This is a genomic window from Planktotalea sp., assembly GCF_050633725.1.
Lineage (GTDB): Bacteria > Pseudomonadota > Alphaproteobacteria > Rhodobacterales > Rhodobacteraceae > Planktotalea.
This window is the reverse complement of the sequence record NZ_JBOEHB010000011.1, coordinates 126,894-151,053: the sequence shown is the minus strand read 5'-3', so window position 1 is coordinate 151,053 and position 24,160 is coordinate 126,894. Positions and strand designations below refer to the sequence as shown.

General features: G+C 54.0%; 34 protein-coding genes and 1 other RNA gene. All 35 read left to right on the top strand.

The genetic code is table 11. From position 1 onward, the window contains the following. Nucleotides 1–38 precede the first annotated feature (38 nt). On the top strand, nt 39–812 hold the full coding sequence (locus ACRBCU_RS10965) for an AAA family ATPase (RefSeq protein ID WP_431365421.1): 774 nt from the start codon (nt 39–41) through the stop codon (nt 810–812). Next, nucleotides 812–1,408, top strand: a complete 597-nt coding sequence (locus tag ACRBCU_RS10960; protein WP_431365420.1) for a hypothetical protein — start codon at nt 812–814, stop codon at nt 1,406–1,408. The genes ACRBCU_RS10965 and ACRBCU_RS10960 overlap by 1 nt, the downstream gene beginning before the upstream one ends. Next, complete coding sequence (locus ACRBCU_RS10955; protein WP_431365419.1) at nt 1,396–1,740, top strand: helix-turn-helix domain-containing protein; 345 nt, start codon at nt 1,396–1,398, stop codon at nt 1,738–1,740. The genes ACRBCU_RS10960 and ACRBCU_RS10955 overlap by 13 nt, the downstream gene beginning before the upstream one ends. Next, on the top strand, nt 1,737–2,366 hold the full coding sequence (locus ACRBCU_RS10950; RefSeq protein ID WP_431365418.1) for a DUF3164 family protein: 630 nt from the start codon (nt 1,737–1,739) through the stop codon (nt 2,364–2,366). The genes ACRBCU_RS10955 and ACRBCU_RS10950 overlap by 4 nt, the downstream gene beginning before the upstream one ends. A gap of 145 nt (nt 2,367–2,511) precedes the next feature. Further along, nucleotides 2,512–3,132: a hypothetical protein gene (locus ACRBCU_RS10945; RefSeq protein WP_431365417.1), complete on the top strand. Its 621-nt coding sequence runs from the start codon at nt 2,512–2,514 to the stop codon at nt 3,130–3,132. Between the two features lie 28 nt (nt 3,133–3,160). Next, entirely contained in the window at nt 3,161–3,508 is a 348-nt protein-coding gene (locus tag ACRBCU_RS10940) for a helix-turn-helix domain-containing protein (protein WP_431365416.1), read from the top strand. 26 nt (nt 3,509–3,534) lie between these two features. Beyond that, nucleotides 3,535–3,822, top strand: coding sequence for an HU family DNA-binding protein (locus tag ACRBCU_RS10935; RefSeq protein ID WP_431365415.1), 288 nt, complete (start codon nt 3,535–3,537; stop codon nt 3,820–3,822). 1 nt (nt 3,823) lies between these two features. Continuing rightward, an RNA gene (locus tag ACRBCU_RS10930) (hammerhead ribozyme type II) lies at nt 3,824–3,898 on the top strand. Nucleotides 3,899–3,911: 13 nt separating this feature from the next. Continuing rightward, the gene (locus ACRBCU_RS10925; RefSeq protein ID WP_431365414.1) at nt 3,912–4,535 is read left to right on the top strand and encodes a hypothetical protein; all 624 of its coding nucleotides are present in this window, start codon (nt 3,912–3,914) and stop codon (nt 4,533–4,535) included. Continuing rightward, the gene (locus ACRBCU_RS10920; protein ID WP_431365413.1) at nt 4,525–4,932 is read left to right on the top strand and encodes a gp16 family protein; all 408 of its coding nucleotides are present in this window, start codon (nt 4,525–4,527) and stop codon (nt 4,930–4,932) included. The genes ACRBCU_RS10925 and ACRBCU_RS10920 overlap by 11 nt, the downstream gene beginning before the upstream one ends. Beyond that, nucleotides 4,925–5,128 (top strand): hypothetical protein, encoded by a 204-nt coding sequence (locus tag ACRBCU_RS10915; protein WP_431365412.1) that lies wholly within the window; start codon nt 4,925–4,927, stop codon nt 5,126–5,128. The genes ACRBCU_RS10920 and ACRBCU_RS10915 overlap by 8 nt, the downstream gene beginning before the upstream one ends. Continuing rightward, nucleotides 5,121–5,732, top strand: a complete 612-nt coding sequence (locus ACRBCU_RS10910; protein ID WP_431365411.1) for an MT-A70 family methyltransferase — start codon at nt 5,121–5,123, stop codon at nt 5,730–5,732. Before ACRBCU_RS10915 ends, ACRBCU_RS10910 begins: the two co-directional genes overlap by 8 nt. Next, complete coding sequence (locus ACRBCU_RS10905) at nt 5,729–5,980, top strand: hypothetical protein (RefSeq protein ID WP_431365410.1); 252 nt, start codon at nt 5,729–5,731, stop codon at nt 5,978–5,980. Before ACRBCU_RS10910 ends, ACRBCU_RS10905 begins: the two co-directional genes overlap by 4 nt. A gap of 17 nt (nt 5,981–5,997) precedes the next feature. Further along, the gene (locus ACRBCU_RS10900; protein WP_431365409.1) at nt 5,998–6,366 is read left to right on the top strand and encodes a hypothetical protein; all 369 of its coding nucleotides are present in this window, start codon (nt 5,998–6,000) and stop codon (nt 6,364–6,366) included. Nucleotides 6,367–6,441: 75 nt separating this feature from the next. Then, the gene (locus ACRBCU_RS10895) at nt 6,442–7,290 is read left to right on the top strand and encodes an N-acetylmuramoyl-L-alanine amidase (RefSeq protein WP_431365408.1); all 849 of its coding nucleotides are present in this window, start codon (nt 6,442–6,444) and stop codon (nt 7,288–7,290) included. Between the two features lie 147 nt (nt 7,291–7,437). Next, nucleotides 7,438–7,653 (top strand): hypothetical protein, encoded by a 216-nt coding sequence (locus tag ACRBCU_RS10890; RefSeq protein WP_431365407.1) that lies wholly within the window; start codon nt 7,438–7,440, stop codon nt 7,651–7,653. 1 nt (nt 7,654) lies between these two features. Further along, nucleotides 7,655–8,089 carry a DUF7681 family protein gene (locus tag ACRBCU_RS10885; RefSeq protein WP_431365406.1) on the top strand — a complete coding sequence of 145 codons (435 nt, stop codon included), beginning with the start codon at nt 7,655–7,657 and terminating at the stop codon, nt 8,087–8,089. Nucleotides 8,090–8,093: 4 nt separating this feature from the next. After that, nucleotides 8,094–8,300 (top strand): hypothetical protein, encoded by a 207-nt coding sequence (locus ACRBCU_RS10880; protein WP_431365405.1) that lies wholly within the window; start codon nt 8,094–8,096, stop codon nt 8,298–8,300. Between the two features lie 15 nt (nt 8,301–8,315). Next, nucleotides 8,316–8,819: a DUF1804 family protein gene (locus ACRBCU_RS10875; protein ID WP_431365404.1), complete on the top strand. Its 504-nt coding sequence runs from the start codon at nt 8,316–8,318 to the stop codon at nt 8,817–8,819. Then, on the top strand, nt 8,816–10,420 hold the full coding sequence (terL, locus tag ACRBCU_RS10870; protein WP_431365403.1) for a phage terminase large subunit: 1,605 nt from the start codon (nt 8,816–8,818) through the stop codon (nt 10,418–10,420). The genes ACRBCU_RS10875 and terL overlap by 4 nt, the downstream gene beginning before the upstream one ends. Next, the gene (locus ACRBCU_RS10865; RefSeq protein WP_431365402.1) at nt 10,421–11,686 is read left to right on the top strand and encodes a DUF935 domain-containing protein; all 1,266 of its coding nucleotides are present in this window, start codon (nt 10,421–10,423) and stop codon (nt 11,684–11,686) included. Between the two features lie 110 nt (nt 11,687–11,796). Further along, nucleotides 11,797–13,197: a PBECR2 nuclease fold domain-containing protein gene (locus ACRBCU_RS10860; protein WP_431365401.1), complete on the top strand. Its 1,401-nt coding sequence runs from the start codon at nt 11,797–11,799 to the stop codon at nt 13,195–13,197. A gap of 104 nt (nt 13,198–13,301) precedes the next feature. Then, on the top strand, nt 13,302–13,775 hold the full coding sequence (locus ACRBCU_RS10855) for a phage virion morphogenesis protein (protein WP_431365400.1): 474 nt from the start codon (nt 13,302–13,304) through the stop codon (nt 13,773–13,775). A gap of 514 nt (nt 13,776–14,289) precedes the next feature. Further along, nucleotides 14,290–15,402 carry a hypothetical protein gene (locus ACRBCU_RS10850; protein WP_431365399.1) on the top strand — a complete coding sequence of 371 codons (1,113 nt, stop codon included), beginning with the start codon at nt 14,290–14,292 and terminating at the stop codon, nt 15,400–15,402. A 3-nt stretch (nt 15,403–15,405) separates the two neighbouring features. Continuing rightward, the gene (locus tag ACRBCU_RS10845) at nt 15,406–15,744 is read left to right on the top strand and encodes a capsid cement protein (RefSeq protein ID WP_431365398.1); all 339 of its coding nucleotides are present in this window, start codon (nt 15,406–15,408) and stop codon (nt 15,742–15,744) included. Between the two features lie 11 nt (nt 15,745–15,755). Next, complete coding sequence (locus tag ACRBCU_RS10840) at nt 15,756–16,700, top strand: major capsid protein (protein WP_431365397.1); 945 nt, start codon at nt 15,756–15,758, stop codon at nt 16,698–16,700. 229 nt (nt 16,701–16,929) lie between these two features. Continuing rightward, the gene (locus ACRBCU_RS10835; protein WP_431365396.1) at nt 16,930–17,256 is read left to right on the top strand and encodes a hypothetical protein; all 327 of its coding nucleotides are present in this window, start codon (nt 16,930–16,932) and stop codon (nt 17,254–17,256) included. Between the two features lie 8 nt (nt 17,257–17,264). Continuing rightward, complete coding sequence (locus ACRBCU_RS10830; protein WP_431365395.1) at nt 17,265–17,750, top strand: phage protein Gp36 family protein; 486 nt, start codon at nt 17,265–17,267, stop codon at nt 17,748–17,750. Beyond that, nucleotides 17,750–18,244 carry a Gp37 family protein gene (locus ACRBCU_RS10825; RefSeq protein WP_431365394.1) on the top strand — a complete coding sequence of 165 codons (495 nt, stop codon included), beginning with the start codon at nt 17,750–17,752 and terminating at the stop codon, nt 18,242–18,244. The genes ACRBCU_RS10830 and ACRBCU_RS10825 overlap by 1 nt, the downstream gene beginning before the upstream one ends. Nucleotides 18,245–18,246: 2 nt before the next feature. Further along, nucleotides 18,247–18,474: a hypothetical protein gene (locus tag ACRBCU_RS10820; RefSeq protein ID WP_431365393.1), complete on the top strand. Its 228-nt coding sequence runs from the start codon at nt 18,247–18,249 to the stop codon at nt 18,472–18,474. A gap of 1 nt (nt 18,475) precedes the next feature. Beyond that, nucleotides 18,476–19,732, top strand: coding sequence for a hypothetical protein (locus ACRBCU_RS10815; protein ID WP_431365392.1), 1,257 nt, complete (start codon nt 18,476–18,478; stop codon nt 19,730–19,732). Nucleotides 19,733–19,743: 11 nt separating this feature from the next. Then, nucleotides 19,744–20,253 carry a phage major tail tube protein gene (locus ACRBCU_RS10810; RefSeq protein ID WP_431365391.1) on the top strand — a complete coding sequence of 170 codons (510 nt, stop codon included), beginning with the start codon at nt 19,744–19,746 and terminating at the stop codon, nt 20,251–20,253. Nucleotides 20,254–20,368: 115 nt separating this feature from the next. Further along, the gene (locus ACRBCU_RS10805; RefSeq protein ID WP_431365390.1) at nt 20,369–20,740 is read left to right on the top strand and encodes a hypothetical protein; all 372 of its coding nucleotides are present in this window, start codon (nt 20,369–20,371) and stop codon (nt 20,738–20,740) included. 160 nt (nt 20,741–20,900) lie between these two features. Beyond that, nucleotides 20,901–23,705, top strand: coding sequence for a tape measure protein (locus ACRBCU_RS10800; RefSeq protein ID WP_431365389.1), 2,805 nt, complete (start codon nt 20,901–20,903; stop codon nt 23,703–23,705). Next, nucleotides 23,705–24,160 carry a phage tail protein gene (locus ACRBCU_RS10795; RefSeq protein ID WP_431365388.1) on the top strand — a complete coding sequence of 152 codons (456 nt, stop codon included), beginning with the start codon at nt 23,705–23,707 and terminating at the stop codon, nt 24,158–24,160. Before ACRBCU_RS10800 ends, ACRBCU_RS10795 begins: the two co-directional genes overlap by 1 nt.

Here is a 24,160-nt window from a genome sequence, read left to right as displayed (position 1 = left end):
GATGACAACGAAAACAAAGACCTGAGGAGAGAATATCAATGAAGGACATGTTCGTCGAGACCGAAAATTACCGCCGCTTTATTGGCGCGTTAAAATCGGTTGAGGAGCGCGGCGCGGAAGAGGCCTGCCTTGTGGTCGTCGATGGCGACCCAGGCCTAGGCAAAACCACAACGTTGAGCCGCTGGGTTGTGCAGACAGGAAGTGTTTATCTGCGTGCCCAGTGTGGCTGGGATTACAACTGGTTTATCAAAGACCTGCTTGCTGAACTGTCTGTTTCACCAGAGTCTATCAGGGGCAAACGCGATCGTTTTGCGCGTGTCATGCAGGAGCTGCAGTTCCGCGCGGAGCAAGCCATGCTTGAGGACAAGGTGTTTGGCCTTGTCATTGATGAGTGCGATTTGATTTCTCGGCGCGGTGAAATCATGGAGGCCATTCGCGGGATCTCTGATCTGCAATTCTTGCCAACGATCTTGGTTGGTATGGGCAAGCTGCGTGATGACTTGCGCCGTTATCCCCAGATCGAAAGCCGCGCGCCCAACAAAGTGGATTTTCGCGCACTTGGTGTGGATGACGTTCGCGGGTTGATCGCGGGCCGATGTGAAGTTCCGGTTGCGCCTGATTTGTCTGAGTTTGTCGCGCGCGCCTCGAAGGGCCATGCGCGCGAGGTTCTTGACGCAATCCGCGCGATCGAGCGGTTTGGGCGTCGTATCCAATACGGACCTGATGGCGTCGCCTGCGCAGATATGGCGAGCCAGCCGATCATGAACGATCGAAATACTGGCAGGGCTATTTTGGTGCCTGGAGGCTTCTGATGACCGACAAGCCAAAATCACCAGGTGAGGTCGCGATGGGCATACTCAACGCCCTAGCTGAAGGCACCCCCAAAACGTCAGCCGAACTTCAACTGGCTCTGAGTGCTGATCGCCGACAAGTCTACAGTGCTGCGCGTTGGTTGATGCGAGAAGAGTACGCAGCAAGGCCGCAATTGGGGGTCTACCAAATCACTGAAAAAGGTTGCGTTGCTCAAGCTCGGGGCACAAGGCTCACAAGTGGTCCTAAGAGCCGGCACGGCACGATTCCCAAGTACAAAGAAACGTTTCGCACCCGTGCATGGCGTTCAATGAGAGTGCGACGGAAGTTCACAATCGGGGATCTGATTTCTGACGCGGCTGTTGGCAATGCACCCGAACAATCAAGAAGCAACGCTACGCGATATGTGAAGCAACTCAGTCTTGCTGGCTATGTGTGCGAACTGAAGAAGCGTGAACCTGGTACCGCAATTGGCAGCAATGGTTTTAAACGATTTGCCTTGATGAGAGACACAGGCCCGATTGCGCCCGCTTGGCGACAAGAGGCGGGCGCCCTCCACGATTTCAACACTGGGGAGGATGTTCAATGTCCTCGTTAGAATGGATCGAAGTTCTGCGCGCAGAGAATGTGGCTGGCAAAACCGTAGCGGATATTGCGCGCGAGATCGGAATGCCGCGACCCAGTGTTTCGATGCTGATCAATGGAACGTATCCGGCCGATCTTAACAAAGCGAGCGCGAAGCACGCGGCGAAAGTAATGCGCCTCTATCAAAACAAGGTGGCGTGCCCGCACTTCGCTCGCGCTATCGGATTTGCGGAATGCCAGGAACATGCAGCCGCGCCGATGTCGCTCTCGCACCCCACAAAACTCAAGCTATGGCGCGCTTGCCAGCGCTGCGAAGACAATCCCATTCGAAAGGAAGCATCATGACACCGGAGCAGCAAATTCCCGACAATCTTATTCGCCGTCCCGACGGAAGTTATGTCGATCTAAGCGATTTGGAACCGCGTAAGCAATTGGCCCACGCTTTGGTTCACGACTTCTTTTATCTTGCGGAAGAACAAAGCGAGAGGCTGTTTCAACTCAAAAAAGCTGCGTTGAGCGAAATGCAGGCGTATCGCAAAATGATGCTGGAAGATCACGGTGTCACTGTAGGCGGTAAAGAGGGAAATCTAACGCTGCGGACAGTTTGCGGCACTCAGATGATGAAGCTGACTGTTAGCAAGACCGTGAGATTTGGCGAAGAGCTTGAATCGGTGAAAGCGCTGATTGATGAGTTTCTTGAACAAGAAATGGCCAAGGGCGGTTCCGAGCCCATCCATGCGATCATCACCAAAGTATTCAAGGTAAACAGCAAAGGCCGCTTGGATACTTCTGGCATCATGGGGCTGAAAGAACACCGTTTTGATGACCCACTTTGGAACAAGGCGATGGACGCGTTGGACGAGGCGATCATCCGCGACACATCTACTACGTATCTGAATTTCTATCGCGTCGATCCGAGCAAGGATCCGACGACTGAAACGCTTGTCCCACTCGATTTGGCGAAGGTGTGATCATGGGCGCACGAACGACAAAAATCGCCAGCAACGGGACAAAAACACTGTGCCCAAAATGTGCAAAGCCCGTGCGCGGACAAAAGGGTCTCAAAGCGCATGCCGAGGTTTGCACAGGTTCAACACAGCAACGGAAGTCAAAATCATGACAGTTACAAAACTCATTACAGTAGATGGTCTGATCGAGCTTGAAACTCTACCCGCATCTGCGATGACAGAGATGTCGATGGGAAACTCTCTGGCCAAAATCAATCGCTACGCTGGCCGCACGAGCGAACCTTGGTCTGTCGCATCGCATTCGGTTTTGGTGGCGAGCCTTTGCCCGCACAAAGAAGAGCAAGCCTGGGGTCTTCTGCACGATGCGCACGAAGCCTTTATCGGCGATCTCATTTCGCCAGCGGTAGAGTTTATCGCCAGTCAAAGCCGCCCTGTGGCTGGTGCATGCGTCGAAAGCTGTGTGTCCTCAGCCAAAGCCGTCCTTGATCGTCAGATCCAGCGCGCATGGCAAATAGATCCAGCGCACGTCGATCTGGAGGAAGTCGCGCATTACGACCGGATCGCCTTAGACGCTGAAATGCTCGTTTTCTTCAACTGCCGCAGAGACGATTGGAGCCACGATCATGATCGGGCCGTCGAGTTGCTTCGCGGTCTGCCAATTACTGAGAAGTGGCGCGCGGGCTGGCACGCATGGGTTTGCGAAGCTGAACGGCTTGCACAGCTGGGTGCTTGCCGCATTCCAACATCAAAAACCAATCTCGCCGCATAAGGCGCTAACCACTGAAAAGGAGAAGGACATGCCCCGTCCCGAAGATCAAAGTGTCGGTCAACGTATTCGCCACTATCGATTGATTAAAAAGCTGACACAGACACAAGTTGCTGATCGCATCGGTGTAAAGTTTCAGCAGTTGCAAAAATATGAGACCGGCGCAAATCGCGTTAGCTGCTCTCGGCTCTTTGACATCGCCCGCGCTCTAGAAGTGGATCCCGCATATTTTTTGAAAGGGATCGATGACGCTTTACCCGAACCTGAAGTTCGATCGGCTCAAGAGGCGACACTGCTCAACAGTTTCCGCAGCTCATCAGATCAAGCTCGGGAAGCAATTTTGCGCATCGCGCAAGAAACCGCGCAGCCCTGCGTATAACGACAACCCATTCAAGGAGAAAACCAATGGGTACTAAAACCACAACTACACAATTGATCGACGCAATTGCCGCGAAAAACGGTCTTTCCAAGGAGAATACAAAGGACGTGGTCGGATCGCTGTTCACTGAGATCGGCGCGCAGCTGGCAAGCGGAAATGAGGTCGCGATTAATCACTTCGGCACCTTCAAGCCTCGTCAGAATGCGGCGCGCACCGGGCGCAACCCGCGAACAGGCGAGACCGTTCAGATCGGGGCCAGCGTCAGCGCGGCTTTCAAGCAGTCCAAGACGCTTAAGGACAAAGTGAACGCCTAGCCTGCGAAACCGCTGCGTAGCTCTAGGCGCGGCGGTCATCAAGGCGTGGTGGTCTTGATCTGATGAGCAGCCCAAGAGAGGAAGTGACGATGACTGTAACTGTTAGAGCCTTGGAGACAGGTGGCTTCGAAGTGGTAAAACTTGTCCCTGAATTGCTAGGGACATTCCCTGAGAAAGACATGGCTCATAAGTTTGCGTTCATGCTTATGGATGAGCAGAAACCTGACGACCAAGTTGCCGCTACTGTGGAGATCGAGACATCATCCGCAAAACAGTCGCCCAAGGAAGCTGCTAAAGCCGCGCCAAAAAAGCGAGCGCCAAGCGCGTTGAAACTACCTCCAGAAAAGACCGACGTTGCAGATGCTTCAGATGATATGCTGCCTTGGACTGAAGCCGAATTTGACCAAGCCTTCTCTCGGCTTGCTAACGGTGAATCGCTGCGCGATGTCGCGGCTGACTTTAGCAAGAGCTGGACTGCACTGCGCGGCAAATGGGCCAGCTTCAAAAAGAAGTATCATGGCAAGCCAGATGTGCAGCCCGCGTCGCCCGCTCCACTTCCTGTAGCAACTGGGCGTACCGAGACTCCGTTGGAAATGGTCACAGATGTTATTGCAACAATGAAGGATCAACAGGTCTGCAATCTGTGTGGCAAGCATTTCAATATCACGCCAGACAACATCGACACATGCCAGCGGTGCACCAATGCCTCGTGATCCTGTCCTTGCTCAAATCCACATCGCCAAGAAAGAGCTTCGTCTTGATGATGAAACCTATCGCGCAGTGCTAACTCGCGTGACGGGAAAATCTTCGTCAAAGGATTTGGGTGGGCCGCAGCGCAAAAAGGTTCTCGCGGAACTGAAGCGGCTCGGGTTCAAGCCGAAGAGTAAATTCAGCAAGCGACCTGCGTCGTCAAAGCCATACGTGCGCAAGGTCTTCGGTCTTTGGGGTGAGTTGAAACGCGCAGGCATCTGGCGGGATCCAGATCCCCAGTCGCTGCGCAATTTCGTGAAGAAGATGACCGGATGCGATGATCCCGAGTGGTTGGAATACCATCAAGCATCTCAAGTGATCGAAGCATTAAAGAAAATGAAGGAGCGGGCAAATGGCTGAAGACAATGCTGAAATCACGCGTGAAAAGGCTATCAAGGCAGGTGTTGAGTCCTATTTTCACCTCGATAGCGTTCATGGTTGGTCGCGGGACGAAAAATTCGCAGCACGTTCTGCAATTCGCACGTTGATGATGCGGCTTGGTGTTTATTCGGACTTCGTCGCCGCCTTACCTGATGAAGCGAAGCGCCATGACTGATTGGCCCTTCGATACTCTCACGCCGATGAAATACGGGGCGATTCTTGCGGATCCGCCTTGGGCCTATGCCATGCGCTCCGAAAAGGGCCATGAGAAGTCACCAGAGGCGCATTACAGCACGATGCACTTTGATGCGATCAAGGCGCTTCCTGTACGCGATCTGGCTGGCCCAGACTGCCTGTTATTTATGTGGTCGACATGGCCCCACCTGAAACAGGCAATGAAAGTGATGGATGCGTGGGGTTTTGAGTACATCACCGGCGGTGATTGGACGAAGCGAACCGTAAACTGGAAGCTTTGCTTTGGAACTGGCTACACGCTTCGATCAGCTTGCGAACCCTATTTGGTTGGCAAATTGGGAAGGCCTGAGCTCAAATCTAAATCGGAACGCAATGTGATCGAAGCGCCGATAGAAATCGCCGATATCCCCGACAAGATCGAAGCCCTGCGCCAGGAGCATTCTCGAAAGCCAGTGCAGATGCGCGAAATGATTGATCGCCTATTGCCGCGTGCGTTCAAAGCTGAACTGTTCGCGCGTGAGCCTTGGGGCGATAATGACATCTGGGGCAACGAAACATCGAAATTTGCGGAGAGCGTAGCGTGAGCAAGAGGCGTCCCGGCAATCTCCCCGTCACTGATCATGCAGTGCTTCGTTGGATCGAGCGTTTTGGCTTTGTCGACGTCGAAGCGGTGCGCGCACAGATATTCAGAGAGACGCATGAAGCGTTAAAAAGCGGTGCGTCGAAGTTGAAAGTTAACGGCACAGAGTATCGCATCAAGGATGGTGTTGTCGTTACTTTAATCGACAAACGCGAAACCTGCCGCCCTTTGAAATGGTCTCGCCGCAAATGACGGTGTGGAAAGGGGATATGGCTGATGTTGCCGAGATTTGCGGTGACGACGTAGCTCAGGAGCTTTGCGATAAGCTGCCAGGAATCAAGCTATACGTCCCTCAGAAAATCAACAGGAAAACTCCGCTCAATCATATTGATATTCAGATTGCCAACAGGCTTATGGCGCAATTTGGCGGTGATGCTCTAAATATACCTTCCAACCGCAAAACATTTCATGAAACATTTGATGCAGTCGAAGCTCTTGTTGAAAAAGGCTTGACCACTCAGGAAATCGCGCTGAGATTGGGAATAACGCAGTCATATGTCTTCAAAGTTAGGCGAAATGCTGGTGCGCCCAAGATCGCAAGCAAGGTCGATCCAAGGCAACTACCGCTCTTTGATTAACTGCCTAAACTAGTTCACCTAATGAGTTCATGTGAACTAGTTCACGCTAGTCCTGCAATTTGCAGGAGCATCCCCATGAAACGCCTCGCTATCGTCGTCGGTCACAATTCCGTAAAACAGGGCGCAGTGCGCAAAGACACGGGCGAAACCGAGTTCGTTTGGAATTCCGACCTGGCAAAGATGATTGAGGAAGAGGCGCAAGACTATCCCGAGCTGGAAATCAAAACGTTTTTCCGTTTGCCCGGTCTGGGCTATACCCGCGAAATTCGCCGTGTTTACGAAGAAACAGACCGCTGGGGCGCAAACGCAACCGTCGAGCTGCACTTCAACTCTTCAGCCAGCCGCAACGCTACTGGCACCGAAACACTTACATCGGGGACACCCGCGTCGATGGCGCTGGCAATCGCCGTCAATCAAGAAATGGTTGCAGCGCTTGGGTTAAAAGATCGCGGTGTGAAAACCCGCTCGGCCAGCGATCGCGGCGGCGCTTCTTTGATGTCTGGTCGCGCGCCAGCGGCTTTGATTGAGCCATTTTTTGGATCCTCGGAAGAGGGTTTGAAAGCAACCGACAGCTCCCAAGAAAAGCGCGCACTTGCTGAAGCCATTGTTCGCGGCGTGGCTTCATCGATGGGTGCGATGCCACGCACCGATGCCCAGATGATCGAGAGCCGCACACTGCGCCGCACCAAGAGCCAGCGACAGAAAATCATGGGAGCCATTGCCTCCGCCGCCGCAACGGTTGGTCTAAGCGGTGATGCCACTGCCTTAGAAGCGATTGGCCTTGCTGAGCAAATCAGCGCTGCATTGCCTTATCTCAAATGGATCGCACCGATTGCTCTGATTGGCATCCTGTACGCGCTGCGGATAGACGCGGATGCGATTGAAGAGGCGCGTTGGGATGACCACGAGAATGGTCTGCGCTGATGGCGTGGCTAGGCCGCAAGCTCTGGCCTTGGCTGATCTCGGCGGCATCGATCACAGCACTGCTGTTCACTGTGCGCCAGAGCGGACGACTTAAGGAAAAACAACAGGCTGCTCAAAAAGCAGCGGCCAGACAACGGAGAATGAGAGATGCGGGTTCGCGTGTTTTTACTGATCGGCGCAGTATTGTTAAGCGGCTGCGGGGTGGCAATTTCTGAAGGTTGCCCAAGGATCCCAACATATGCCCCTGATGTGCAAGCGCATGCGGCAAATGAACTTGAGGCGTTGCCCGCGAGCAGCGTTCTTCCCGATTTTATTGGCGACTACGCGGTGATGCGCGAAGAGCTGCGCGCAGGAGGATGTTAGATTGAGCGAACAAGACAATGAAACGCTTTACCAAAAGGCGGTTGAAATTCTTACAACCGAGCAAAAGGCCTCTACATCCTTTTTGCAGCGACAGATGAGCATTGGATACAACAAAGCTGCCATGTTGATGGAACGTGCCGAGCAAGAAGGCGTTGTTTCAAAGCCTAATCATGTCGGAAAGCGGGATGTGTTGATTGGCGGTGATGGTGTCAATCACATTAACAGCACAGATGATGGCCGAGTGGGGAATTCCCCAAAGCGACACCAATATCGCGTTTTGAGCGATGAGGAAAAAGCCCGAATGGCGGCGCTCAAAACCAAAGGGCAAGAGTTGCTTGATTTGATTGCCGAAAGTGGTGGGAGCCGAGAGCTTTCCATTGCTCGTACCAAAACCGAAGAAGCGGTCATGTGGGCCGTCAAACATGTGACGAGCTAAGAACATGAGTGAACAGATTGCACGCGAGCTAGGCGAGATTTCTGCAACGCTAAAAAGTATCCAAAAGACCCAAAACGATCAAACGGTCAGCTTGAAAAGCATGGATGCGAGAATGCGCAATGTTGAAACCAAAGGCGCTGTAACTGGAGCCGTTACAGGTGGTGTCATGGCCATCGCTATCGCTTTGATCAAAGACACCTTCAAGACCTGAGCGAGCAGCCAAAATATGGCCTATTCTAAACAAACAAGGACAAAGGCGCGCGCGCTCTATGTCCATTCTCGTCTGACAATCCCGGCAATCGCTGTAAATCTAGACGTCGCTCAAGGCACTGTTTCGCGCTGGAAGGCGGACGCTCGTGGCTATGGCGATGATTGGGACATCGCGCGCTCTGCGGCGACTATGGAAGGCGAAGGTTTTGACAAGTTGGTGTCCGATGCCGTTGAGGGTTTCACTGTCATGTTTCAGGTGACGATGGAGCAGATCCAACAAGCCACGGATATGCAACCCGCTGACAAAGCCAAAATGATGGCGTCACTGGCTGATAGCTTCAATAAGATGATCAACTCCGCTGGTCGCGCAGCACCGAACCTTTCCAAACTGGGGATCGCGACAGAGGTGCTTCAAAAGCTCGCTGAGTTCGTCCAGGGCGATTTTCCTAAGCATCAGGAGGCGTTCCTTGAAATTCTGGAGCCGTTTGGCTTGGAAATTGCAAAGGCATATGCATCATGAAGGCCCGTGAGTTTCTCGATTCAATTGCCGATATTGCAGAGGGCTTCCGCAAAAAAATCGAGCTAGAAGTTGAGGCCTTTAAGGTTGGCGACCAGGAAAAAGCTGAGCGCCGCCTGAAAGTTAAGGATCCAGAGACCGGGTATCGCTTTTTCTGTGATAACTATTTTCCTCACTATTTCACAAAGGCACCCTCAAAGCTGCATGAGGATCTCTTCAGCACATTACCAGAGATCGTGGCAACGGAGGATGGTCAGAAACGCTTGGTAATTGCCCCGCGAGGCTCCGCCAAATCGACCCACATCAGTCAAGCCTTTCCGCTCTGGTGCATTGTGACCGAGCAAAAGCATTTCATCTGTCTTATTATGGATGCTTTCGAGCAAGCTGCGATCATGATCGAAGCGATCAAAGCCGAGCTCGAATTCAATCCGCGCCTTGCCTATGACTTTCCAGAAATCGTCGGGCAGGGTCGTACATGGCGTGAAGGCGTCATTGTTACAGCCAACAATATCAAAGTTGAGGGCTTCGGCACCGGCAAGAAAATCCGTGGTCGCCGGCACGGCCCATACCGTCCCGATCTGGTGATCCTTGATGATGTGGAAAACGATGAGAACGTGGAAAGCCCGCGTCAACGCGACAAGCTGGAAAAGTGGATTTCCAAAGCAGTTCTGAAGCTTGGTCCCACGGATGGCACGATGGATGTGCTTTACGCGGGCACAGTGCTTTTGTTTGACGCAGTGATTGTGCGCTTTTCTAAGAAGCCGAGCTGGCAGGTCTCTCGTTATCAAGCCATTCTCAAGTGGCCCGACCGCATGGACCTTTGGGATCAGTGGGAAGAGCTTTACCTCAATGACGAGGAAGAGGCGCAAGCGTTTTGGTATGCGCAACAAGCTGAAATGAGCAAGGGTGCGGTTATCAACTGGCCCGAAATGCACTCTCTCATCTTTCTAATGCAAGAACGGGCTGGCGATCACGACAGTTTTGAATCTGAGTTTCAAAATAACCCAGTGAATGGGGATAATGCTTTCCGAGACATCACCTATTGGGTCGTGACGCGCCCCGCGATGATTTACTTCGGCGCGATCGACCCCTCGCTTGGCAAGAAGAATTCAGGGCGCGATCCCAGCGCTATTCTTATTGGCGGCGTTGTACCCGGTGAAGAAACCTTTGACGTGGTGGAGGCGTCGATCCGCAAGCGCTTGCCGGACATTATCATCGCCGACGCTTTGGACATGCAGCGCAAATACGGATGCCAGCTTTGGTTTATTGAATCGGTTCAATTCCAGGAATTCTTACGCACTGAAGTTATGAAGCGTGCAGCAAGAGAGGGCCTTGCAATGCCCTGCCATCCTGTGACGCCAATCACGGACAAAGCGCTGCGCATCGAGCGCCTTCAGCCACCTATGAAATCAGGTTTGATCCGCCTTCATAATAGCCAATCGACAATGCTTGATCAGCTTCATCAATGGCCGAACGCTGCACATGACGACGGGCCAGATTGTCTCGAGATGCTTTGGAACGGTGCCATTGAGCATGCAGCGGGTTTGTTCACGGGTGGTGGAATTTCCGTTTCTTCCGGCGCAAATGCAACGAAGGGATATTAAATGGGAAAGCCCAAGATCAAGATGAAGAGTGCCAAAGCCGCTTCTTTGCCTTCGGATGCACGGTTTGCGACGGCCAAGAATGACATCACAATTCCAAACTATACGGATGTGCTGTCTTTTCTCGATGACACATTGCTGGAGCGTGGCGGTGGCAAGGGTTTGAAGCTTTATGATGAGATCGAGCGTGACACCCATGCTTATTCTGTTCTTCAAAAGCGCAAGCACCAGCTAGTGGGACGAGAATGGGAAGTCTTGCCAGGCGGTGAAGACAAAGCCGACATCGAGGCGGCTGATTTCATTCGCGATCTGCTCAGCGCGATCCCGTTCGATCAGATCTGTCTCGACTTGCTCGATGCTACGCTTAAGGGCTTTTCAATTTCGGAATTGGTCTATGTGCGGGACGGTCGGCATATGCGGGTCGATGAGGTGGTCACGCTCGACCAGCGGCGCTTTGTGTTCGATATGGAGTTCAAGCCACGGCTTTTGACCATGACGTCTCCTGCCAATGGCGAGGTCTTGCCAGATCGTAAGTTCATGGTGCATCGCTTTGGTATGAAGGGAAACAATCCCTACGGCCTCGGACTTGGCACCCGGCTTTTTTGGCCTGCGCTGTTCAAACGCAATGGCGTGGCCTTTTGGATGAAGTTTCTTGAGCGCTTTGCATCGCCCATTCCGGTTGGAAAATACCCGCTTGGCTCTCTGCCGGCACAACAGCGCGAGCTGATGACCGTGCTGCGGGGAATGAACCATGCGTCCGGTATCACTGTTCCCATTGGCACCGAACTTGAGACCTTTGAAGCAAAGCGAACAGGCACCGTTGACTATGAGGCTTGGGGGCGTTTCTGGAATTCGGAAATGTCTAAGGCGACACTTGGAGAAACCCTTACAACGGAGATGGGTCAAAATGGGGCCCGCGCTGCGTCCGAGACCCATGCCAGCATTTTGGACATGCTTGTGGACAGTGATGCTGACCTTCTGTCTGGCACCTTGAATGGGCAGGTCATTCGATGGCTCACGGTTTTCAACTATCCGAGTGCCAAGCCACCTACGGTCTGGCGTCCCCGTCCTTCTAATGAAATGGAGCAAGAGACGCTCGCGCAAAAACGCGCCGAGCGCCGAAGCAAAGATATGACCGCTTTGAGCGACGCACGCGCGATCGGCTATGAACCAGAAGACGTTGACGCCTATATGGAGCGCGTCTTTGATGGTCCTGTTCGAGCAATCGCCCCAGTAACGCCTGCTCAAAAAAAAACTCTTCTGAAATAGCCTTTTCGGACGAGGGGGCGTTCTCGATCGAGGATTTGACAACTTCGCTAGAAGAAGTCGTGCGGCTAACTCATGAAGCGTGGATCCGAGAATTAAAGACAGCGACCAGTTTGTCCGACGATGTTGGCGAAGTTCTCCAAGCTTTGCTGGATTGGCAGACACGTTTGGTGGACGAAAACCCATATCAGGAGTCGCTTGGTGATGCGATCGTGCTGGCGGAGTTGAAAGGGCGCGGCGATGTCATCGATGAGCTGGACGATCCGGCGCTCGCAGAGCCAACGGTCGGGACTGTCACGTTTAAAGAGGCGCAAGATTTTCTGCGTAGCAAGGTCAGCTTACCCACAAAGGTTTGGACCGAGACATTGCACCAGGCGCATGATCGCGCTTTTGTTGTTGCCGGCGCGGATTCGGTGGCTCTGGTTGAGGATCTGCGAAGCGCTCTGGATAACGCAATGAACGGCGGTCGCGGTCTCGAAGGTTTCCGCAAGAGTTTTGATGAAATCATTCTGAAGAGCGGCTGGCAATATAACGGCGGGCGTAATTGGCGCACGCGCGTTATCTATGAAACCAATCTGCGCACAGCGCATATGGCAGGTCGCCTCAAGCAAATGCGAGATCCCGACATGGTGCGCTTGCGACCTTTCTGGCAATATACCCATGCGGTCACCCGCGAGCCTAAGCAGCCGCGGGAAGAACATATGGCTTGGGATGGCATGGTGTTTCGTCATGACGATCCTATCTGGGGTCGCATCTTCCCGCCCAATGACTGGAGATGCTCTTGCGGCGTGATTACGCTCAGCGCTGCGGGGATGCGTCGCCTGGGCAAAGAGGAACCTGACGAGGCTCCAAAGCTCAAAATGCGCAAGGTCAAGGATCCGACAACGGGCGAGATGGTGAGCGTTCCTGAAGGGATCGGCTTTGGGTGGGGCTATCAGCCTGGGGATACCTGGGAGCGTGGCATTGTTCCACGCGAGTTGCAAAATCCATTGTCATTGGCCGAGCCTGAGCTGCCTTTTCCGACTGTTCCTCCATTGGTTGATCTCGGTCGCGGCTTTGTTTCACCCGAATTGCCGACTGGTAAAAACACAGAGTTTTATGTGGAACGTTTCCTTTCCCGTTTTGGCGCGAAATTAGGTCATGGCGTACTGTACAGGGATCAGGCGGGCCAAGCGGTGGTGGTCTCGGAGGCATTGTTCCAGAACGCTGATGGTCAATGGAAAGCGTTGAAACGTGGCCGAGCTATCCAGATGGAGCGTTTGGCGGAGGCCATCTTTGATCCTGACGAAATCTGGGTCGATTGGGGAGAAACACGCGACGGAACGCGTCGTCTTGTTAGAAGGTATCTGCGCTGGGATCCTGAACTTGCAGTCTTTAGCCTTTTCGAGTGGTCGATAAAGGGGTGGTCCGGCGTGACTGCCTTTGATCCAAGGAAGGGCAAAGCGAACAAACCGAGCATCGGATATTTGGAAAACAACCGTCGCGGCGCACTTATCTATCGCAGGGGAGAATAGGGAGGCGTTGTTGCGCACGACCCTCCCGTGATCAAGGAAGCTCCAGACCCCGCAACGGGTTCCCTTGATCGCTCTCAACATAGCAAGAGAAAGGACGAATTTCAATGAGCGGCGTCAGAATGGTCTTCAGCTTCAACGATCGAGCACTCAGGCAAGAGTTGCGCGCGGGTGTAACGCGACTTGACGACAAAACACGGCTCTTGAAAACAATCGGCGAGGAAATGCTCCCTCGCATCAATAAGCGCTTCAAAGATGAGCGCGGCCCAGATGGAAAGCGATGGGCCCCATTGTCATCCCGAACGATCGCAGCGCGCCTAAAGCGCTATGGCAATTCGCCTTTGACCATTTTGCGCATGCGCGGTCATCTGGCAGGATCGATCAGCTATCAGGTTGGTGGCAACGCCCTGAAGATCGGCACAAACGATGATGTCAACGCATATGCTGGCATCCACCAGTTTGGTGGCAAAGCAGGCCGTGGTCGGAAAGTGACGATCAAGGCGCGACCCTATCTAGGATTTGCGGATGACGATATGGGCGTTATTGAGGAGGAAGTGATGAACTATCTGGATCTGAATTGATGCGTGCAGGAGACTTCCCTCTTGATAGAATCGTGATGCAATGTGATCGCTGCAATCGACGTGGCGAATACAGCAAGGCGCGGTTCGTTGAAATTGTGGGGCAGAGCTGTTCACTACCTGACGCTCGTCGAATTGTTGCGAAGGATTGTGATCGCTGGGACAGAGATTGGGCAAATCAGTGTCAAATCCATTATCCTCAACTTACTGAACGCGCCAAAATTGGCTGAGCTTGAAAACGCGCCACAGTTTAGGCTGAAGTCCTCTTACGCACACTTACCCCAAAAAACCGAACAACCCCCGTTAAGACCCCGTTAGAAACGCTCTCAGACGCAAAATCTCTGCCCGCATCAATCGACGACTGCAAAACATCTTGCAATTTGCGCGCGTCGCGCCATTCTTGGTCCAGCCTCGAAACTCAATAGCGACGCGCTCTCCCTAAACTCAGTTCAGATATTTTTACCTATGTGCGCCGCATAGGTTGGCTCCATCAAATTCGCGATGGAGCATCCAGCTTATGTCCAAGGGGCAAAAAAATGTAGCGACGACACGCAAAGTGGAGGTGTTTCGACCGGGCACGTTCAAAGCGATGAACGGTCAGGAATACGCGTTTACCGAAGCGGATGTTTCCGCAATGGCATCGACTTACAATGCAGAAACATCACCTGCGCCCGTTGTTGTTGGACATCCCAAGCATGATGATCCCGCCTTTGGCTGGGTCAAAGGGTTTGAAGTCAACGAGGCGGGAACACTGGTTGCCGAGCTTGAAAACCTCGCGCCGGAGTTTGTTTCTGCAGTTGAGGATGGTCGCTACCGCAAAGTCTCGATGAAGTTCTTTGCACCGGATGCTTCTAACAATCCGTCGCAAGGCAGTTATTACCCTCGTCATCTTGGATTTCTGGGAGGCGCTGCGCCTGCAGTAAGCGGCCTGGCTCCCGTGCAATTTGCAGAAGCTGAAGGCGACGAGCTGATTGAGATCGAAGTCAGCTTTGCAGAACCTGCGATGGAAGACGTGGCATCCCTGTTTCGATCATTGCGCGAATTCATCATCGACAAGTTTTCAAAGGAAGAGGCTGACGAAGCCGTTCCAAATTATCTTATTCGCTGGGTGGATGATGCGGCTGATGAGCCTGCTAACAGTCCCGGCTTTTCCCAACCAAGCAAAGAGGATCCGCCAATGGCTGGTGACGACACCCAATTGAAAGCGCGTGAGGCCGATCTGGCGAAGCGTGAGCTTGCATTGCATCACAGTGAAAACGTGAGCTTTGCTGAAGGGCTGATCAGCGACAACAAGCTGCTGCCCGTGAACAAGGACAGCGTTGTTGCGCTACTGGATCAGCTTGCCGTCGATGGCGACGCTGAAATCGCCTTCTCAGACGATGGCACGGACAAGAAAGTCGGTGCAGGGCAGCTCCTGAAAGACATCCTGTCAGCGCAGCCAGAGGTCGTGCCAACTGGCAAAACCGACCTTGGCGACGATGCATCAGGCAATGCGCCCGCCTTCGCTGCCCCTGACGGCATGTCCGTCGATAGCGACGATCTTCAGCTTCACGCAAAGGCTGTCGCTTTCCAAAATCAAAACCCCGGCACTGATTATTTGGTTGCCGTCCAAGCCGTACAGGAGGGCTAACCGATGGGTCCGCTGCAAAGCACGATTTCCGTACTCACTATCTCAATGGTGGCGCAGGCAGATGTCGAAGCAATTCGCTTCGTCACACCAGCCAGTGTGCAAGCCGGCGATGGCGAGGCTGTCTTGGGTGTTACCCGAAACAGCGAAAAAGCCGGTCGGGCTGTCGCGGTCGATGTTATCGCCGTTGTCGACATGGTGGCAGGCGCTGCAATTGCCCAAGGCGCGCGTGTCCAGTCCAATGCTGACGGCCTGCCGATCACCAAAGCGGCTGGCGCGGACGCTGGTCTCGCTCTGACAGCCGCGGCCAATCCCGGCGACATCGTCAAAGTTCTGATCAAGTAAGGAGAGCCGACATGGCACCACGTAATATGAGTACTGCCCAAGCCCGTGTTCTCGACCCGATCCTGTCGACACATGCGCAAGGCTATCGCAACGCCGAGTACATCGGCCATCTCATCATGCCGATCGCGACCATCCCGACGCGGGGTGCGCGCATCCTGAAGTTTGGTAAAGACAGCTTTCGCAAGATGAACACGCGGCGTGCGCCCGGTGCGGAGTATCAGCGTATCCAGTACGGCTATGCCTCCAATCCCGTCGCTCTCCATCAAGACGCGCTGGCTGCAACCGTGCCCTTCGAGAACATGGAAGAAGCCTCGCAGGTGCCAGGCATCGATCTGGCCAGCGGCAGCGTGAATTTGGTGCTCGATGTGATTGCACTAGGACGAGAGATGGAAACGGCCAGCCTTGTGCGAGATCCTGCAAACTACAACGCGAACAACAAAGTTGCGCTTCTTGGTGCAGACAAATGGTCTGACCCAGAGAGTGATCCACACAAGGATGTTCAGGAAGCCAAAGAGCAAGTTCGCCGTCGCATTGGCCGCTATCCCAATCTGTTCACCATCGGCCCTGACGTGTTCAACGCGTTGAGCAATCATCCGAAGATCAAAGCTCAGTTCAAATATACGTCCTCTGAATCGATCACGACAGCGATGTTGGCCAAGTACCTTGACGTGGAAGAGGTCGTTGTCGGCAAAGCGGTCTATCTGGAAGACAATGCTGGCGAGGAAGATGATGCCAAGGACGTCTGGGGCAATGATGCGTCCCTGACATATCGCTCCAAAGGGTCCAATTATCAGGTGCCGAGTTTTGGCTACACCTACCGCCTGAAGGGCTATCCGATGGTTATGAAGCCCTTCCAGGACGAAGACACTGACAGCTGGGTCTACAAGATGAAAGAGGAATGGGCTCCGGTCCTGTCTGGCATGGACGCCGGGTTCCTCTTTCAGTCGCCCGTTTAGTTCACGCTCCGTAATGCGTCACGATGGTGAGAAAGAACACACCCCTAAGCCACACGACCATTGAGCCTGGGCAAGCCTTCAAAACTGCCCAACGGAATTTTGAGAGAGGGGCCTGGTCCGGGCCGCAAGTCCGTCAGCACCCAGTGGGAACCTAAAAGGTAGGCGTTACGCACCCCTCTAAATTGACCTGAGCACGTCGTAAATCTGCTCACTAACAAGGGAGGTCGAGATGACCCATATTGCACAACAGCGTATCAAGAAGGGCGGCAAGGTCTACCTACCAAACGACCCGATTGAGCTGACCGAGGACGAACTGGCGGAATTGCCAGAGGGCGCGGTCACAGAAGGCAATGTTGCTGATGAACCAGTTGAGCCAAGTCCTCTCGATAACGCACAACAGGCGCAGTTGAAAGACGCTGTGGCCAAACTCAAGGCAACTGCCTTCAAGCAAGACGGCGAGATCCGCGCGGGCGCTCTCAAAGGTCTCAATGATCAGCTCGACTTCGCAGTCGGCGTTGAAGACGTGACGGCAGCTCAAGCCACTGGCTCGGAGTAAGATCACCGATGGGCCGCTTCCTGACAGTTGATAGTTTCATTGCCCAGTTTGGGGAGACCGAGGCGCGCCAGATTGCAGGAACTGGCGACTTCAATTCGCTTGAAGGTAGCCAGATCGACCAGGCTGCCATTGAAGCGGAAATTGCCTTCACCGATGAGCTGATCGCTGGCTACGTGCTTGCGCGACACCCTTGGGTAAATGATCAGGACGTGGCTGACATGCCGAACCTGCTTAAGGGGCTAGGCGGGGACATCACACGCTATCGGCTGCGCGACAAAGAGAGCGGCAAAGGCCAGGTCTCTGAGACAGTCGAGACCCGCTACAAGGATGCTTTAAAGCGCCTTGAAGCGATTCAGCAAGGCAAGCTTGATCTGCCACGCGATCGGCAGGGCGGTGCGGATCAGTCTGACATCGACCTGCCAAATGGCAGCAGTGATGTCGCCAAGATTTCCGGCCCTGCACCTCAAGCCGACGCGATCTTGGGGGGCTATTGATGTCAGAAGCGTCTGCACTTATCCGCAAATCGCCAATCGAGAAGATTGAGGAGGCTATTGTTGGCTTTCTCAAGCAGGGCGGTCTCAGCTCCAAATATTTGATCCAAGCCTTTCCCGAGGATCCTGATGAGTTTGACTTAGGCGACGCTGAAAAGGTCGCCTTGGTTCAATACACGGGATCCCGCTATGCCGCTCCTGAAGCCCGTGGCAGCGGCCAGATGCGCGCGCCAGAGTTTGCGATCCATCTTTATCTGCGCTCGGTGGGCAAGCCGATCCGCGCGCCCTTTGAGATCGACCAGATCAGATTGGCCTTGCAGGATCAGTCAGTGCAGGGCGCAAATCTCTATGTGACGCGCGACGGCCTTGTCGATCAAACCGGCTCGCTTTGGCGTTTCTTGATCGAGGTGGCCTGCACCCCAATCCCCGCAGTTGGCCTGCCAAGGCAGAGACCAGCGCCCTTTATGACCGACTTTAGCAAAACAGAAGGAGCCTGATCATGGCCCGCTTTACCTATCACGGCCCCGCGCAAACCGTCTCACTCGCGGTTGGAAAAGCCAAAGACAAGGACGGGGTTGAAAAGTCCAAGTTCAAAGACATCAACTTTGTTCCCGGCAAACAAACACCGGACCTTCCCGAAGGCAATCCGCTGATCGCGTCGATGATTGATAGCGGCAAGCTGAAGCCTGTCGAAGAAAAGTCCAAAGCACCAACTGGAGGCAAGTAAGATGGCCAAGTTTTTCGGACCCGAAATCATTGAAACTGGACCGGGCAGCGCAGTCGTTACAGAGCGCAAGGCTGCAACGGCGTTGCTCGTTGGCACTGCGCCTATTGGCGATGTTCACGAGACGCCAGAAAAACGCGCTGAGTACGTGAACAAGACGCACACCTTTACGCGCTTGGAAGATGCGGTCGCAGCCTTCGGTGGGCATGTTGAGGGTTTCACAATTCCCGCGGCGCTTGAAGACGCCTTTGCACAAGCCCAAACCAACGGGATCGGCGAGATCGATGTGGTCAATGTCTATGACCCTGATGTGCATAATGTCGGCAACCCGGTCGCAAACACGGACATCGTTGGTTCGTTTTCTGCGAGCGGACAAGCTTCAGGGCTGCAACTGGCCTATTCCAGCTATCAACGCATCGGGCGTTTTGCGAAGATCCTTTTGGCTCCCGGCTTCACGGGTATGACGGGTGTGCGCGCCGCGCTGCAAACGATTGCCAATCGCACGCGCGGGCGGGCGCTGATTGATGCGCCATCTGGCGTGACGGCGGCTCAGGTTATTGAAGCCCGCGGGCCTGATGGCGCGTTTGACTTCCAGTTCGCGGATCGCCGTCTTGTCGCCATGTGGCCTCACATTGCGATGATGGATACCGCATCTGGCGAAGAGCGCCTGTCGCCATATTCCAGCGCCTTTGCAGGTCGTTGGCTCAGCACCATCATGGAAAACGGCTATCACCATTCGCCGTCCAACCATGCGCTGGTGCTTGAAGATACCGAAGTTCCTGTCACTTATATTCCAGGCGATCCGTCAAGCGAAGTTCAGCAGCTGCGCGCCGCGGGCATCGTCACTGTGGAAGAGCGCTATGGCAAAGGCCCGCACACCTCCGGCAACCGCTCCTCTGCTTATCCAACCGATACCGATCTGCGCAATTTGCTGCACGTTCAATTCATCGAGGACATGCTCGACGAAGAGGTGATCCACTATCTGGATCAGCACAAGGACCGCAACGGCAATCTCGCGCGGATTGAGTTCATTGAGGAGCGCGTCAACGATCGTTTCAAGGCCCTCATGTCTGGCGACGATCCGGTAATCTATGACGGTCAGTTCCGCTTTGATCGCACCAAGACCACGGCAGCATCTGTTGCAGATCAACAGTTCTTCTGGCGCACGGACTACGCGCCGGTCGGGGTGATGGAAACGCTCACGGTCGATCGAAACATTGATCTCGACTTGATCAGCAACGCCCTCGGATTGGCGGCGTAAGGAGAAAGAACATGTTGCAATACGGACAAATCACGGACGCTCCAGTTTATCTGGATGACAAGTCTCTCGTAGGTCACTGCGAAGAGTTCAATATTCCTGAGATCGAGACCCAGACGATTGAACACGATACGCTTGGCTCAATCGGCGTGATGAAGTTACCGCGCCGCGGTCTGAGCGCTCTCGAAGGCTCTTTGATCATGTCGTTTGCGGAACCAGAGTTTTTGAGCATCACATCAAACCCGCGTAAAGCCGCGCGGTTCCAGGTACATTCAAAGCTCGATATTTTCGATGCGATGGGACTGGACGAGACAAACTCGACGACGCTGGTGACGCATGTAACAGCGCTGTTCCACAAGTCGGCCTTTCCAGGAGCGAAAAAGGCAGATGCGGGTAAGCACAACGCTGATTTTAGCGTAACGCGGCTTATGCAGCGGGACATCAATTCTGGCACGCCTATCGTTGAGATCGATCTCTTTGCCAACATCTACAAGGTGCTCGGCGAAAACGTCTGGCCTGACTAGGTCACTCGAATTTACGAATTGGCTACGTCTGCGATGTGGCCAGTACCCGGCAGGCCACTCTCGATGGGGCATAGATTGGGGCCTGCCATTTTGTCCTTAGCCCCGGAGACTTCGAATGTCGAAAGATGACACGACCCAAACAGTACAAGACAATGCGAGCGGAGACAGCGCGCTCATTGAAAAGCTGAAAAAGCACAAAGCTGCCAATGCTGGCATTAACGAAACAAAACTACCGGACACTGGTATCACTGCGAGCTGGCCGAAATTTAAGCCGCACCACGTTTGGATGAAGGCGCAGCGCCTATCCAAGAAAAACCCGCATGCGGTTATGGACAACTATCTGCCGCTGATCTGCAAGTTCGACGGCGAAAAAATGACGCTCGAAGAGTTCAAGTCGCTTATCCCGACCGATGACGTTTTGCACCTGACGGGCGAAGTTATGGGCGATGATGACGAAGAGGGCAATGAGGGAAACGTCCTGCACTAAGCACCACTCTTGATCATGTTCATCTCGTTGAGTGTGGTTGGCCTCCTGCCTATCTCGACGCGATGTCAGAAGAAGAGTTTTGCTTTTGGCGAGACGAGCGCGCTGAATATGACCGCCTGGTGAAAGAAGCCGCGGAAAAAGAAGCTGGGAAGAACAAGTCATGAGCCGCCGCAAAGCAGAAATGGTGCTTGAATTGATCGATCGGGCGACCAAGCCCGCTCGTCGCTTTATCGCTATGCAGCGGCGCATGGGTAAAGCCGTTGAACTTGCCAACCGCATTGCAACGCGGACTTCGCGAACGGCAAGCAAAGCGACTGATCTTTATAAGCGCGCGGTCCAAGGTTTAGGCCGCGCGCAAGATGCCCTGCAACGCGGAATCCGTCGCAGCAATGATCTGATTCGCCGCCAAGTGACCCAGATGCGCACCGCGACGGGTCTCATGCGCGGGGGGGTGATGGGTATGGGACGCGCCGCGCTTTTGGCGGGCGGCATGTTCGCAGCCTATTCGGGAACGGTAACTCTTGCCGCGAGCAGTTTTCTGGGCCCAGCACGTCAGTTCGAGAATTTTGGTGTTCAGCTTGAAAGCATTGAAGGTTCTTCTGCAAAAGCCGAAGCTGCCATGCGTTGGATTGAGGACTTTGCCACTCGGACACCTCTAGAATTGAACCAGGTTGTCGAAGCTTATCAACAAATGCGAACCTTTGGCATGGATCCGACAAATGGGTCCATGATGGCGCTTGTGGATACGATGGCCGCAAGCGGTAAAGGGGCTGAGCAACTTAATGGCCTCGTACTTGCTCTTGGCAAGTCCTGGACGAAGGGGAAACTTCAGGGCGAAGAAATAATGATGCTTATGGAGCGCGGTGTCCCCGTATATGATATCCTAGGCGAAAAGCTTGGCAAAACAGCGCTTCAAATTCAAAAGATGGCCACAGCAGGCAAACTTGGCCGCGCCGAAATCCAACTCCTGATTGATGGAATGGCAGAGCGAAACGCCGGTGCCGCCGACAAAATGTCAAAGACATGGGACGGAATTATTTCAAATCTGATCGATTGGTGGACACGGTTCCAGCGTACCGTCATGGGCTTTGGTGTATTTGATTGGATGAAGGATCGCCTTCGAGGCGTTTTGGATATGCTCAATGCAATGGAAGCGTCTGGTGAACTCGAAGTTTGGGCGAAGGCCATTGCTGACAATATCCTTATCGGTCTGGAAGCGATCTGGGGCTTTGGTGCGGCTTCTGTTGAGCTTTGGCAGACCTTCTTTCCGGTGCTGCAAAGCGCAGCTGACGCTTTGGGCGGTTGGCGCAATCTGGCACTTGCGGTTATGGCGATCCCATTCCGAGGCGTGATCCTTGGCGCTGTTGCTGCGCTCTTCCAATTCGCGGGTGGCGCGGCCTTGGCAATGAAGGCGCTCGGCGGCATCGGGTTCGGCAGCGCGATTAGTGGGGTGCTTGGGTTCGGTAAAGCACTGCTGGCTCTCGCCAATCCTTTGAATTGGATCAAAGGGGCGTTCATTGCGCTGCGCGTCGCCCTGATCTCTACAGGTATCGGCGCATTGGTTGTCGGCCTCGCGATGGCTGGCGTGTGGATCTACAACAACTGGTCTGGCCTCAAATCTTTCTTCAAAGGCTTTGGCGAAGCCTTCATGAAATCGCTTGGCCCTGCGCGTCCGATGGCTGAAGGTGTGATCCGCGTCGTCAAACAGCTCTGGGCTTGGATTGCCCGTTTGCTCGCGCCCTTGGACGCCAGCGCCGAGCAATGGGCCGAATGGGGTCGCGCAGCTGGGCGATGGACAGGCGAGGCACTCGCAAAAATTCAGGATTTCTTTGCGCGCCTAGCCAGTTGGTTCACAGGCGGGACGAAATTTGATCTTGCCAATCTGTTTACGCCTTTGGCTTGGGGCGCAGCTCTTATTCCGTTTCTGACCCTCGCAACATTCAGGAAGTATGCCCTCGGGGCTTCGATCTTGGGTGTAAAGGCGCTCATCACGCCGCTCAAATGGGGTGCCAAGCTCGTGCCGCGTTTGTGGCCGTCAAAGCTATTGAAGCTCGCGACAGGGGGCGCGAAGCTTCTTTTGTCTGCGTTGATCATGCCGCTCAAATGGAGCAAAGCGTTAATCGCAAAAGTGCCATGGTTTACGCTGGCCAATGGTGGAAAGTTGTTCAGATTGGCCACGTTGATCAAGCCCATTTTATGGACCGCGCGTTTGATCCCCGGTATTGGCTGGTTGGCCTTGGCAGGTGGGCTGCTCTGGTCATTGTTGATCAAACCGATTGATTGGGGTCATTTTGAATGGCTCAAATTCGAATGGTCAGACATCCTGCCAGATTGGAACTGGGACTTTATTAACCCCATCGACCTTGCGTCCAAAATTTCACTGACATTGTCCAAGATCGGCAGTCCCGCTGGCGCAGCAGCTGCAGCAAAGGCAAATACAACACCGAAGAAACCTGTTTATCATGGGACAACTCCCATGATCCCAAGGATCACAGAAAAGGCGCGCGGTGGAAGTTTCGGACCAGGGTGGTTGTTGACGGGTGAGGAAGGGCCGGAGCTGGAGTATAAGTCGCGCGGTGGTTTCATCGCGCACAACAAAGCCCTGCGCAATATGGCTTCGATGTCTGAGAAGATCTCGCGAGGCGCTGCAAACTCTAGCCGAGCGCCGTCTTGGCTCAAAGGGGCGGCAGTCGCATCCAGTATGGCGGCGAGTGCAGCTATGCCAACTGCTGCAAGCGAGCTCGGAAATGAACAGAGCAGTGGTGCCCCCGTTGGGTCCAAGTATCTCACGCAAAATTCGCGCAGCAACACAAGCGTCTCTGCGCCGATTACTTTAACGATTCAAGGTAACGTCGATCAAAGCGTTATGCCTGATCTGAAGGACGCGTTGGCCGACTTGGAAGAGCGTCTCGCTGCACGCATTGAAGACGAAGCACATGGTTCGCGCAGAAGGGAGCATGGCTAATGCTGGGACTGTTTGGAACCTCTGTTATTGGCACTGATCATCTCACTGGTCCGACAAGTGACAGCGAGGAAAAGTCGGCGCGCTTTGTGCGCCATGATGTGCTGCGCGGGAAACCGATTTTGCAAGATCTCGGAAATGACGCTGGCACCAAGCAGTTGGAATTTCATTTCGACGAGGTGTTCTGCGATCCCGAAGCGGAATTACGCAAGATTGATCTGGCTTTTCAGGCGCGCGTTCCTATGCGCTTGTTCTTTGATCTGTTGGGCTTCGAGCTGGGGGTGTTTCAGATCGAGCGCATGCGGATCAAGCGCAAGAAAACCACCGCCGCTGGCCGCGTTGTCAGGATCGACCTTGAGGTGGAGCTGCTGGAAAGCTCGATCGGATTTGGCGGCTTGCTCGGCGTCGCTGCTGGCATAGGTCGCGCGATCTCAAGCCCCTTCCTGAAGAGAGGATGA